At 62.7% G+C, this 12,202-nt stretch carries 9 protein-coding genes; 5 read left to right on the plus strand and 4 right to left on the minus strand.

The window, feature by feature from the left end:
* Positions 1-15 precede the first annotated feature (15 nt).
* Both PQ457_RS14625 and PQ457_RS14630 read left to right on the plus strand, forming a co-directional pair.
* Positions 16-1,905, plus strand: a complete 1,890-nt coding sequence (locus PQ457_RS14625; RefSeq protein ID WP_273617528.1) for an acyltransferase family protein — start codon at positions 16-18, stop codon at positions 1,903-1,905.
* 93 nt (positions 1,906-1,998) lie between these two features.
* Positions 1,999-2,874 (plus strand): glycosyltransferase family 2 protein, encoded by an 876-nt coding sequence (locus PQ457_RS14630; RefSeq protein ID WP_273617529.1) that lies wholly within the window; start codon positions 1,999-2,001, stop codon positions 2,872-2,874.
* Between the two features lie 47 nt (positions 2,875-2,921).
* Here PQ457_RS14630 and PQ457_RS14635 read toward each other — a convergent pair whose 3' ends face one another.
* From PQ457_RS14635 to PQ457_RS14650, 4 genes are read right to left on the minus strand one after another with little or no spacing between them, the layout of a single operon-like run.
* Positions 2,922-4,361 (minus strand): oligosaccharide flippase family protein, encoded by a 1,440-nt coding sequence (locus PQ457_RS14635; RefSeq protein ID WP_273617530.1) that lies wholly within the window; start codon positions 4,359-4,361, stop codon positions 2,922-2,924.
* Positions 4,362-4,396: 35 nt separating this feature from the next.
* On the minus strand, positions 4,397-5,323 hold the full coding sequence (locus tag PQ457_RS14640; RefSeq protein ID WP_273617531.1) for a glycoside hydrolase family 16 protein: 927 nt from the start codon (positions 5,321-5,323) through the stop codon (positions 4,397-4,399).
* Positions 5,320-6,558 carry an acyltransferase family protein gene (locus PQ457_RS14645; RefSeq protein WP_273617532.1) on the minus strand — a complete coding sequence of 413 codons (1,239 nt, stop codon included), beginning with the start codon at positions 6,556-6,558 and terminating at the stop codon, positions 5,320-5,322. The genes PQ457_RS14640 and PQ457_RS14645 overlap by 4 nt, the downstream gene beginning before the upstream one ends.
* Positions 6,551-7,843, minus strand: a complete 1,293-nt coding sequence (locus PQ457_RS14650; RefSeq protein WP_273617533.1) for an O-antigen ligase family protein — start codon at positions 7,841-7,843, stop codon at positions 6,551-6,553. The genes PQ457_RS14645 and PQ457_RS14650 overlap by 8 nt, the downstream gene beginning before the upstream one ends.
* Positions 7,844-8,377: 534 nt before the next feature.
* On the opposite strand from PQ457_RS14650, the gene PQ457_RS14655 reads away from it, so the two are divergent.
* The 3 genes from PQ457_RS14655 (at position 8,378) to PQ457_RS14665 (ending at position 12,190) form a co-directional block, all read left to right on the plus strand.
* Positions 8,378-8,956, plus strand: coding sequence for a calcium-binding protein (locus PQ457_RS14655; RefSeq protein WP_273617534.1), 579 nt, complete (start codon positions 8,378-8,380; stop codon positions 8,954-8,956).
* 226 nt (positions 8,957-9,182) lie between these two features.
* Positions 9,183-10,562: a glycosyltransferase family 2 protein gene (locus tag PQ457_RS14660; protein WP_273617535.1), complete on the plus strand. Its 1,380-nt coding sequence runs from the start codon at positions 9,183-9,185 to the stop codon at positions 10,560-10,562.
* Entirely contained in the window at positions 10,562-12,190 is a 1,629-nt protein-coding gene (locus PQ457_RS14665) for a glycosyltransferase family 4 protein (RefSeq protein WP_273617536.1), read from the plus strand. The genes PQ457_RS14660 and PQ457_RS14665 overlap by 1 nt, the downstream gene beginning before the upstream one ends.
* Positions 12,191-12,202: the final 12 nt, after the last annotated feature.

Consider the following 12,202-nt stretch of genomic DNA (forward strand, 5'->3'; position numbering starts at 1 on the left):
CGATAGGAGCAATTCATGACACTGTCGGCCAGGCGCGATGATATTGATGGCCTGCGTTGCGTAGCGATTCTGTCGGTTCTGCTGTTTCATTTCGGATTCAGCTTCATTCCCGGCGGCTATACCGGGGTCGATGTGTTCTTCGTGATTTCGGGCTATGTGATCACAAAGAGCATCCATCTCGATATTGCCCGCGATCAGTTCAGCATCGGCAATTTCTATTTCAAACGCTTTCGGCGCATCACGCCGGCCTTTGTGACCACGCTGCTGCTGACCAGTGCGGCGTGCTATTTCCTGCTGCTGCCCGATGATCTGGTCGATTTCGGCAAATCGGCCGCGGCGGCCAGCGCCTTTGCCTCGAATTTCTATTTCTGGAAAACTTCGGGCTATTTCGCCAGCGCCGCCCAGACCAAGCCCCTGCTGCACACTTGGTCGCTGTCGGTGGAGGAGCAGTTCTATATCTTCTCGCCGCTGCTGATTTACGCGCTCTCACGGATCTCGGCACGCAAGGCGCTGTGGGCCCTCGCGCTGATCATGCTGGCCAGTCTGGCCGTCAGCATCGCTGCGGTTTTTCTCGCGCCCACGCTGGGCTTTTTCGGCCTGCCCTCGCGCGCTTGGGAATTGCTGATCGGCGTCTGGCTGGCCACGTTCGATCCCCGTTCGCAGCCGTCGCGCGCCGCGCGTCAGGCATTGGGGCTGGCGGGGGCGGCGCTGATCGCGGCGGGCATGCTGCTGCTGCGTGAGGATGATCCGTTTCCGGGCTGGTATGCGTTGCTGCCTTGTGTAGGCACCGCGCTGTGCATTGCAGCGGGCACCAATCTGCGCAACACGGATGAACAAAGTCTGGTCGGGCGCCTGCTGTCATGGCGGCCGATGGTGTGGATCGGCTGGATTTCCTATTCGGTCTATCTGGTCCACTGGCCGATCGCGGCGCTGTTTCAATATCGGATGCTGCGCGCGCCTACGCCGTTGGAAGGGGCGGCCATGGTGGGGATAAGCATTATGCTGGGCACGCTGTCATGGCGCTTTGTCGAACAGCCCACCCGCCATATCGACGCCCGCCATATGCGCCGGGTGCTGGTCGGCGGCGTGGGGGCCAACCTTGCCGGGGTGGCGCTGGGCCTGTTGCCGGTGATGGGGCAGGGTTTCGCCTGGCGCTATCCCGAATGGCGCCAGCAGAAAATCGCCGGTCTGGAGGATTGGGGCGGCGCGCAATGCTTCCATCAGGACCCCACCACGCCCATCGATTGGGATGCGCGCAAATGCACCCGCATCCATGGCGACAAGGGGCGGATTCTGTTGTGGGGCGATTCCTTTGCCGCGCAATATACGCCGGGCATTCTGCGCGACGGGCTGCATATCAATTCCGACGTGCTGCAATATACTTTCGCCGGTTGCCCGCCGCTGCTGACCTATCATTCGCTGGCCCGCACAGGATGCCATCGGTCGAATCAGCGGGTGCCCGATCTGATCCGGCAACAGCATATCGACACCGTGGTGATGGCTGCGAAATGGACCGATGTGCCGCAGCACACGCTGCATGAAATGCCCGCAACCATTGACGCGCTGCGCCGCGCCGGTGTGCGCGTGATCGTCATCGGCCAATCGCCCGAATTCGCCATGGATGTACAGCGCATCGACTACCTCTCCGGCCAGATTGCCCAAAAGGGCAAGAGCGAATGGCTCACCTCCGTCGATGCCGATTTCAACGCAAAGATGATGAAGCTGGCCAAGGGGGCGACCTTCATCGACCCAATGCGCGCCTTCTGTAACGGCCGGTTTTGCCGGTATAAATCGGGATCGACCTATTATTTCGTCGATTACGGGCATTTCTCGCGCGAGGGCAGCCTGAGGGCGGTCGAAGCCTATTTCTCATCGGTGGTGCGCGCCGATGGTGTGCGCTTGTAATGCCGCATCCCTGACCGATCAGACCAATTGAGGGGCAAACACGTGATTGAGGACGCCAACCCAAAGCCAGCGCCTTCGCCTCTGGAGGTGACGGTGGCGATATGCACCCTGCGCCGCCCCCAGATCGAGGATGCGCTACGCTCCCTCGTCCATCAGACCATGCCCGAACAGGGGCGGATGCGCGTTTGCGTCATCGACAATGATCAGGATGATCGCCGCCGCGCAGAGATCATGGCCATGGGCGCCGATCGGGGGCTGGATCTGGACTATGTCCATGCGCCCAGGTTCAATATCTCGCTGGCGCGCAATGCCGCGCTTGATGCCTGCGCCACGCGGTGGCTGGCCTTTATGGACGATGATGAAATCGCCCTGCCCGACTGGCTGGCCAATCTGCTGGCCCGACGCCACGGTCATCAAGCGGTTTTCGGCATCGCGCGCGCCATCTATCCCGAAACCGGCGTTCCCCGCTGGATCGCGGGCGAGGATTTCCATTCCAATACGATGGATCGGCAGGACCCGCCGTGGAAGGGCTATACGTGCAATGTCCTGATCGACATGGATTTCGTGCAGGCCCACGGACTGCGCTTCAAGGAAGAGATGGGCCAGATCGGCGGCGAGGACACGCTGTTTTTCCGCGATATGTATAAGGCGGGCGGCCAGTTGGCCTATGCCCCCGGCGCGATTGTCGAGGAGCCGACCCCGCTGTCCCGCATGACCTTGGGCTGGCTGATCAAGCGGCGGTTCCGCAGCGGGCAGGTCCATTTCATCGTGCTGCGTCAGGAGGGAAAAACGATAAAGGGTTCCGCGCTGGCGGTGGCCAAGGCGGGGCTGTTCCTGCTGCTGGCCACGCTCAACCTGCCCCGCCCGTCCAAGGCCGCAAGGCATGTACTGCGCGCGGCGCTGCATATGGGGGTCTTCGCCTCGGCTCTGGGCTTTGCCCCCTATCGCGAATATTCGGCCCCGGCCTGATCCTGCGGCCTCGCGCCTGGTTCGGGCGCAGGCTTTAGGCGCGGGCGTCAGGCGCGGACGGGCAGGCGGATCCATTTCCGCCATTGCTCGGCCACGGCCAGTTGATGAAACACCCCGGCGATCAACAGCGCCACGCCTCCGGACACCGCCCAGAGCGCCACCGTCCCCGACCAGCCATAGGCATGCGCCAGCGCCCCGCCCAGCACCGCCACCATCATCGCGCCGATCAGCCCGACCAGCGGCAGGCCGATAACGATCATGCCAAAATCGCGCAAAGACGACAGATGCCGCGTCAACCCCGCCGACCACAGGCAGACCGCGATATTCTTGGCCGTGATCGCCCATGCCACCTCGGCCATACCGATCCAATGGGCCAACGCCACCAGCGCGATGGTCATGGCGGTGGAGATCAGGGTGCGGTTGCGCAACAGGCGGTTATGGCCATGGGTTGAGAAATAGGCCCCCTGCACATTGGCGATCACCCGTGAATAGCCGCCGATCGCCATCGCCTGCACCACCGGCACGGCCGGCAGCCATTGCGTGCCAAACACCAGCGACACCACGGTATTCGCATGGAGCATCAGCACCGCCGAGGGCACGCCGAACAGAAAAGTCATCATGACCAACGCCTTGCGAAAATCATCGCTCAGCCCATCGCCGCTATGCGCGGCAAATCGCGGTTGATACAGCGTGGCAACAAAAGCCTGCGAGGCAGCAATCTGGGCCATATCGACCCGCTTGCCCAGATTGTACATGGCCAGCGTGGCAGGCGTCAGAAAGGCACCAATCAGCACCTGGTCAAAGAAATTGTTGAGCGTGCCGATCGCGCGCACCTGGCTGGACATCCATGCCACCGGCATCAGCGGCGCGGCCTGACGCCAGCGCAACGAAACCGCTGCCCCGCCCCCCGCGGCGATCACCGCCACCCAGTTGAGCATGGATTGCCCCAGATAATAGCCGACCATGCCCCACACCGGCCCCGCCCGGTCCGACAGGCCCAGACCGATGATAATACCGCCGACATTGCTCATCAGCCCGCGCGAGGCCATCGCGCCATAGGCCTGTCGCCGCGCCAGCAGCGCGGTGGGATGCTGGGCCAGCGTGTCAAAGGCCAGTTTGCCCCCCACGATCATCGCGGCCAGCCCCAGCCCCGCCGCCGCCGCGCCCATGTGGGGCAGCGCGAAAAGCACCACGCCAAGATAGATTCCGAAAGCCCCCAGCGCGCAGGCCATCAACACCCCGCCCGCAGCCGCATCGCGCGACCGGTCCGCATCGCGGTCCACCAGCAGCGCTTCGTAAAGCCCGTTGGGACACAGCGCCTTGAGTACCTCGATCCACGCAAGGCAGAACGCCATCACGCCCATCTCCGCCGGGGTCAGATGGTGGCTGAAATAGACGAACATGCCCAGCGGGGCCAATACCGCCAGCCCTGCGTTGATCGCCGAAATTGCCGTATGCACTTTGCCATAACCGGCCGAGCCAGACATGTTACCCCCTTTGAATAAATCGGGATTGGCGGCGATCAATCGCGCGCAAATTCATCCGGCAATTGCCAGACGCGGATGTAATCGACCTTCATGCGCGCGGGAAACGGCGTGGTCGCATCGGGATTGCCGGGCCATTTGCCCCCCACGGCGAAATTGACCAGCACATACATCGGTCGCCGCATCGCGGGGCAAGCCGCCGCCTCGGCCACGGGATGCCCATCGACATACCAGCGCAATTTATCCACCGTCCACAACAGGCCGAACGTATGGAACGCGCCGGGATTGCTCAGCTTCATGTCCCCGGCCGGTTTGCTGTGTTCGCCGGGGCAATGGGGGGTAAAGAACAGGTGGTCGCCCCCGATCGCCTCGACAATGTCGATTTCCGGCGGCCAGCTCTTGTCCATGGGCAGCAGCCAGAAGGCGGGCCAGAAGCCTTTGCCCACCGGCATGGCGGCGCGCATTTCGAAATAGCCATAGCGCTGGGCAAAGCTGAAGCGCGTGGCGATCATTCCGGAGGTGTAATCCTGCCCCCAGATCGCCTTTTTCACTGCGGGCGAGACGCGATCGGCGGTGATTTCCAGCGCGCCATTGGCGATGCGAAACGGATCGACGGTGATCGGTGCGGCGCCGACGCCGTGAAAGTCGCGGTCCATATAGGCCTGACGCTCACCATTGTTGGCCAGAGCGCGGCTTTCGACCATAGCGGGGCCGCCATAGCCGAATTGGGTGCGCCAGCGGCCGGACTGGCTGCGCTCGTCAAAGAAGGAAAAGCCGTCAAATTCGTCGTGAAAGGTCAGGCGGACGGGATAGGGCAGACTGGCGGCGGGGGCGGGCGTATCCGGGGCGGGAGCCTGTTCGCTGGCCCCGGCGCATCCGCCGCCGATCTGCACCACAAGGCCCGCCGCAACCGCCACAGCCCCGGCGGCCCAGAGGCGTAGGGAAGATATGGTCTTGCCTGTCATGATGAAAATTCCGACCGATTGAGGCGCGGGGCGAAGGCCCGCATGAATTTTGCGGGCCAGTCGGCGCTCATGAAGGGCCTTTCGACCAGCGCATAGAAGACCAGCCCCGCCGCAATCGAAATGATAGGCAACAGCGCCATCGCCGAAGGGATGATCCAGAGGGCGGGAATATGCATCACACGGGTCAGCGCGATCCAGACGATGACCATCAGCGGCACATGGATGAGATAGATCGAGTAACAGGCGCTGCCGATCAGGGCGATCCATGGAGCGCCCGCCAGTCTGCCCGCCCGCGTGCCGCCCAACGCCCCGTCAACGATCAATGCGCAGGCCAGCAGCCGCAGCGCATCGCGCAGCAGCATCGGCCAGAACGCCCCCAGCAATTCCCACAAGCCGCTGGCCAGCAACAGGAAAAGGCCGAGCAGAAAACCCGCGTCCTTCCATGCCCCGGCGCCCGGCCTGGGCCGCAGCCGCCATTGCCGCATATCGGCCAGCAGCACCCCCAGCAGGAACCCGTCAAGATGGGTGGCCAGTGTAAAGGACCATGGAGCAAAAACGCCCATCCCGGCGCGAATCGCGGCCCCCGCAATCATCGCCACCGTCACGGCCCAGATCCCGGCCGCCAATCGCCATTCTCGGCACGTCATGCGCGCATAGAGCCAGATCAGCAGCGGGCTGAGCAGATAGAACTGCACCTCGATCTCCAGCGACCAGATGGGCGGATCGAGCAGAGAGGGCACCCCGAAAACCGGCACGTGAACATAAAAGAAGCTGGCCCAGAAACTGGCCCAGGGGTCGATCATCCGATGAACTTCGCGGCCCGGATTATGCCCGCCGCCGGCCAGCCCGAAGGCCGCCGATGCCGCGCAGACGACCAGCACAAGCAGATAGGGCGGTTGCAGCCGCAGCAACCGGCGCAGATAGAAGCGCCCGACCTTAAGGCTGCGCCCCTGCTCGATCATCGCCAGAAACGGGCGGGCGATGACAAAGCCGCTGATAACGAAAAACAGATCGACCCCCACCTCGCCATGGGGCAGCCATGTCGGCTCGCCCATGGGGGGCATCCCAAAAAGGTTTAGCATGCTGCGATATCCGCGAATCGAGGCATGCCAGAACAACACGGGCATGATCGCGAAGAAGCGCAGGCCGTCGAGCTGGGGGATATAGGCCTGATTTCCGGTAACCCGGCGAGCCCTTTCGGGCAGATGGATCAGGCGATGGAGGAGGCTAGGCATAACGCCCCTGCCCCTCCGGCTCTGCCTGACGGGTCGGCCATGCCATGCCCATCGCCACCCAGACCAGCACTGTGGTGTGATAGAAGGGCAAGGGCCCCAGCGCCTCGATCGGAATGCGCGACAGTTCATAGGCCAGAATCGCCAGCCAGCAGGCCACGGCCGTTTCACCATGCCGCAACCCGCGCCGCACCAGCCCCACCGTGGCCAGCCCCACCGTGATGGCCAGAATACTCAGACCGACATAGCCGACCTCGACCAGATTCTCGATAATGGCATTGTGAAAGTTGAAGCCGCTGCGGCTGGGGATGCGCGACCATGTCAGCAAGCCTTCGGCGTCGATATTTCCCGGCACCCAAAAGGCGCTGTAGCCCACGCCCAGCATGGAATGGCCCGCAATGATTTCGTCCGAACGGGTCCACAAATAGACACGCCCCGTCATCGTGGGGTCTTTGTGGAACAGCGCCATCATCGCCTCGATCAGCGCATCGCCCGCCACAAAATAGACCGTGAGCGCCAGCCCGGCCGCCAATCCCGCCAGAATCAGCAGCCAGGCGCGGACCACCGGCCCCACCCGCCCCAGCACCACCACCGCCACCAGCACCAAACAGCCGCCAAGAGCCGCCACCATCGCCCCGGCCGATTGCGACAGCACGACCGCAACCACTTCGCATGCCAGCACGAGCAACAGCAGGAACGTGATGACCGGTCGCTTCATCCAGCTCTGAAAATGCAGCCCGACCATTGACAGGATGCCGATCGCGGCAATGTCGCCGAACAGGTTCTTGCCCGAGTTGAATCCGGAAAAAGCTTCCTGACCGGGGGTTGTGCCGATGGCAACAGCCTGACCCAGCGCCAGAGCCGGCAGCAGATAGAGCATCCCGGCCAGCGCCAGCCCGGCCAGCACATCACCCGGGCGCGGCGATCCGGCCAGCCACAGGCTGATATAGATCGTGAAAAGCAGTTCGATGCTGAGACGCAGCGAAGTGATCGGCGCCGCGGACCAGACGACGGAGAGCAGGGCAAAGAACCCCGGCGCCAAGAGCAGCCAGCGCCCCCGCATCCGCTTGGCCGCATCACCAGGGTTCAGCAGCGTGATGCCCCCGTACAGCAGGATCAGCAGATAGGGCGAGGTTCCGTGGGATTGGGGAAGAAACAGCAACAGCGCGAAAGTGATTAACGAAATCCATGTTTCGCGGGTCATGCCCACCCCCTTGGGAACGGCCTCCGGCGGCGCATGGCCCCAGACCGGACCCGGCATGATCGAAGGTTGGCTGATTAAGGTCATGGATCACCCAGCGAAAAACGGGAGAAGACAGAGCATGGCCAGCCAGCAGGCCGACCTGTCCCGCCTACTGCTAATCTGGGAAGGCGCTTAGGTGAAAGGTCAGATACATCGCCTTTGGAGCGGAATGGACCGCCGCGCGGGGCGGACGTCCGGCCGCAGGACCGGGATCGGAACGGTTGGACGTGCGACCAGATTACCCTCAGGGCGGAGGGCATCCGAATATTGCTCCACCTTCGTCCCGAAATAAAAATTCAACTTGGATACACCTCGCCTCATCGCACCCGTTTTTAGAAATTTTTCCAAGTAACAATACCTAATTATTTTCCGAAAATTACAAATCTATGCGAATTTTTTTTGCCATAAAAATCCTAATTCCCTGATTGGAGACGGAAAAAATTCCGAATCTGTTTGGTTCAATCTGGTCTTAAATGAATATTTTCCATATTTACCGACTTCTTGTTTACCGTAAGATCAGCCAGCAATAAAAGGCGGCCCAATTAGAGTCGGACCGCCTGATTTCAGTGGAGACGTTTCATGGCGACCATCAATGCAACCTATTCGACGACACCTCTTAATGTGACGCTGGGCGACAGCGGCAACACGGTTTACGGTTCGGCCTATGGCGATACCGTCGTTGGCGGCGCCGGTGCCGACTTCCTCAACGGCGGCGCGGGCGATGACAAGCTCTATGGCGGTGCGGGCGATGACTCGCTCAGCGGCGGCGCGGGCAATGACACGCTCTGGGGCGGCTCGGGCATTGATCGCATGGCCGGCGGCGCGGGCAATGACACTTTCCTGATCAAGGCCGGTGATCTTGACTCGTCGCTCTCGGCGGCCACGACCCAGAAGACGATCGTCGATTTCCAGGGCGCCTCGACCTGGGTTTCCGGTGCCAACGATCTGCTGCTGCTGGCCGGTTTCGGCACCGGTTCGACCCTGACCGTCATGGGCACGTCGGATCATTACACCCCGCCCGCTTCGAGCCCGAACGCCGTGCTGTACTACTATGACCTGCACGATGCCGCCACCGGCCACGACTATACCATCGGCATCGTGTCGCTGAACGGCAACGCTCTCTCGACCGCCGCCGGCGACATCAAATGGGTTTCCTGATTTGAGGTTTTGACGACCGGCGTAATATTGCGCCGCCGGGCGCTTGAAATCATCAAATGGTGACGCCGGCGGATCTTGATCCGCCGGCGTTCTGCTATGCGGCAAAGTTGGTCCGAATAGGCCGGTTCTTACGTAGAATCCCACCAGAAATGAGCCATCTGAAAGCGTCAAAGCGCAGAAGGGCTGATACCGATGGGCTGCCGATCCTAATTTCAAAGGCGCAGCCATGTCCGCATTCGACGTCTCGATCATCATGCCCAATTACAACTGCGAACCCTATATCGCGCAATCGATCCGCTCGGCGCTGGATTCGGTCGGCGTCACGGTCGAAGTTGTTTTTGTCGACGATGCCTCATCCGACGGCAGCGTGGCCGTGGCCCGCGCCATGGCCGAAGAATTTCCCGGCCGGGTTCAGGTGCACAGTCTGGAAAAGAACTCCGGGTCGGCCGTCGCGCGCAACATGGCGCTGCGCCATGCCACCGGGCGCTGGCTGGCCGTGCTGGACAGCGACGATCTGATGTATCCCCACCGTCTGGCCAAATTGATCGCGGCAGCCGATGCGCAAGGGGCCGCGATTATCGCGGACGATCTTCTGACCTTTTATGACGATGGCAAGCGCGCGCCCCACGGTTTGCTGGGCGGTAAACATGCGCAGGGCGGGCATCATGTCTCGCTGGCCGATTTTGTGCGCGGCAATCCCATGTACGGGCCCTATGGATCGCTGGGCTATGTCAAACCGATGGTCCGCGCCGATGCGTGGCGCGCCAGCGATGTCTGGTACGATCCGGCGCTGCGTCTGGCACAGGATTACGATTTCCTGCTGCGCCTGCTGGAGCGTGGGCTGGATTTCTATCTCCTGCCCGAACCCTGGTATTTCTATCGCAAACATTCCAGCTCCAATTCGGCCAAGCTGAAACGGCCGCAGATCGAGGCGCTGAAAGTGGCCGATCTGGATTTCGCCAAACGCATCGCCGGACAGGCCGATGTCGAGGCGGCACGGCGCGAACGCCACGCCTCGCTGGACCGGGCGCTGGCGTTTGACGCGCTGGTGGGCGCGATCAAGGGGCGGCAATGGGGCACCGCGCTGGCCGAAATGCTGCGGCATCCCGATGCTGCGGCGTTGCTGGCGCTTCCGGTGCGCGCGCGGCTTGAGCGGTTTCGCCGCCGCCGCGATATCAATGTTCAGGACAGCGCCAGCGCGGCTGTGCTGTCCTCGCGGCGGCTGGACTCGGCCGGGCGGGCGCATCTGGATACAATCGCTCATGCCCTGCGGGAAAAGAGGCTGAGCCCACGCCTGGTGCAACCCTTTGCGCCGGACGCACAGACGCCCGACAGCTTCCCCGCCGCCGATCTGGCCAGCTTTGACCAGATCACGCTAGCCGGATGGGAGCGGCGCGGCGACCGTTTTGTCCGTGTGGCCCAGTTCCCTAAATCTGAATCGGCGCCCGAATTTGAACCACTGATGGTGGCGCTCTCGGCCTATCCCGCGCTGGACGCGGTGCTGATCGATACGCCGCAGGCGGCCGAAGCGGAGAGCTTTCTGATCCGGCCGGTCGAAAAAAGGCTGGCGTGGGATGAACAGGCAGGCACGCTGGTGGCCGCATAATGGGGGTCACGATCGACTTCGTACCCGAGGCCTTCTCGATGCAGAACCAATCGCCGATGGGAAGGCAGGCGGCGGGCGAAGGCTTTTTGCGCGCCTATGTCCGCCATTCGGGCGAAGAAGCCTTTGAGGCCCATGTCCGCGCCAAGGCCGATGGCGAAGAATTCGCGCGAGTGATCAAGGCCATGACCCCACAGGCGCGGGCCGATTGGATGACCACGCGCGACATATCGGCCCTCGAACGGTCGGGCACTCTGTTCTGTTATCACCCCGTGCTGACCGAACACGCCTGGCGCAGACGGCGCCACGGGGCGGCGCGCTACAGTATTTGCGGGCTGACCCATACGCTGTCCAGCGACAGGGCGATGCGCGCGGTCACCGAACTGGTTTCCGCGCCTTTTCACCGCTGGGATGCGCTGATCTGCCCCTCGCGGGCGATCCGTGATGTCACCCAACGGCTGATCGAACAGCAGCAGGCCTATGCGATGGAGCGCTATGGCGCGCGCAGTCTGGATTTACCGCAATTGCCGGTGATCCCGCTGGCCGTGGCGGCGGATGATTTTGACGGGCTGGCGCCGCTGCGCAACAAGGCGCGGCAAAGGCTGGGCATTGATCGCGCGGATGTGGCCTGCGTCTATGTCGGGCGGCTTGCCCTGCATGCCAAGGCCAACCCGGCCCCGATGCTGATGGCGCTGGAGCGTGCCTCGACCGTTGTTCCCGATGGCGGCAGGCTGACCATGCTTTTCGTCGGCTGGTTCGCCAATGCGCATCAAGAGGCCGCCTTTCGTCAGGCCGCCCAACGGTTGGCGCCATCGGTGCGCGTAACCTATCTGGATGGGCGCAAGGCTAATCTGCGCCGCGAGGCCTGGGCCGCTGCCGACATCTTCTACCAATTGGCTGACAATATTCAGGAGAGCTTTGGTCTGGCCCCGGTGGAGGGTATGGCGGCCGGGTTGCCGGTTGTCGTGTCCGACTGGGACGGGTTCCGCGACAGCGTGGTGGATGACGAAACCGGATTTCTGGTGCCCACCATCCAGCCGCCGCCGGGCCATGCGGGCGATATTGCGCAATATTACGCCGAAGGCTGGATCAATTACGATTCCTATATCGGCGCGATCAGCCAATATACCAGCGCGGATATTGATGCCGCCGCCGCCGCTCTGGCGCGGTTGATTGCCGATCCGGCCCTGCGCGCAAGGATGGGTGCGGCGGGGCGGGCGCGGGTGCGGGCCCGATTTGACTGGCCGGTCATTATTCGCGCCTATCAGGAATTGTGGTCCAATTTGGCCGAGATCAGGGCTGCGGCGCCTGTGGCCCTGATGGAACGGCAATTTCCCGAGCCTGCGGCCACCGACCCGTTCACGCTGTTCGCAGGATTTGCGACGCGCCATCTCTCGCCAGATACGGTGGTGCGGGCGGGGGTGGGCCATACTTTGGATCTGGATACCGCCCGCTTGGTCGAAGCGCTTTTGCCACCGGCGGAACTGGTGGCACGGATCGGGGCATTGCTGGGCGGAAAAGAGGCAAGGATTGCGGCCTTGATGGCGGCGGTGCCCGAGGTTCCGGCACCGTTCCTGCTGCGCCACATCGCCTGGCTGGTGAAATTCGGCTATTTGCACACGGTCGAATAGGTTCACCCCACA

The sequence above is a fragment of the Novosphingobium humi genome (assembly GCF_028607105.1).
Lineage (GTDB): Bacteria > Pseudomonadota > Alphaproteobacteria > Sphingomonadales > Sphingomonadaceae > Novosphingobium > Novosphingobium humi.

Coding starts and splice junctions, on each gene's coding strand:
- PQ457_RS14625 (WP_273617528.1), top strand. CDS start 16: ATGACACTGTCGGCCAGGCGCGATGATATTGATGGCCTGCGTTGCGTA.
- PQ457_RS14635 (WP_273617530.1), bottom strand. CDS start 4,361: ATGTCTGGCTCGGCCGGTTATGGCAAAGTGCATACGGCAATTTCGGCG.
- PQ457_RS14640 (WP_273617531.1), bottom strand. CDS start 5,323: ATGACAGGCAAGACCATATCTTCCCTACGCCTCTGGGCCGCCGGGGCT.
- PQ457_RS14645 (WP_273617532.1), bottom strand. CDS start 6,558: ATGCCTAGCCTCCTCCATCGCCTGATCCATCTGCCCGAAAGGGCTCGC.
- PQ457_RS14650 (WP_273617533.1), bottom strand. CDS start 7,843: ATGACCTTAATCAGCCAACCTTCGATCATGCCGGGTCCGGTCTGGGGC.
- PQ457_RS14655 (WP_273617534.1), top strand. CDS start 8,378: ATGGCGACCATCAATGCAACCTATTCGACGACACCTCTTAATGTGACG.
- PQ457_RS14660 (WP_273617535.1), top strand. CDS start 9,183: ATGTCCGCATTCGACGTCTCGATCATCATGCCCAATTACAACTGCGAA.
- PQ457_RS14665 (WP_273617536.1), top strand. CDS start 10,562: ATGGGGGTCACGATCGACTTCGTACCCGAGGCCTTCTCGATGCAGAAC.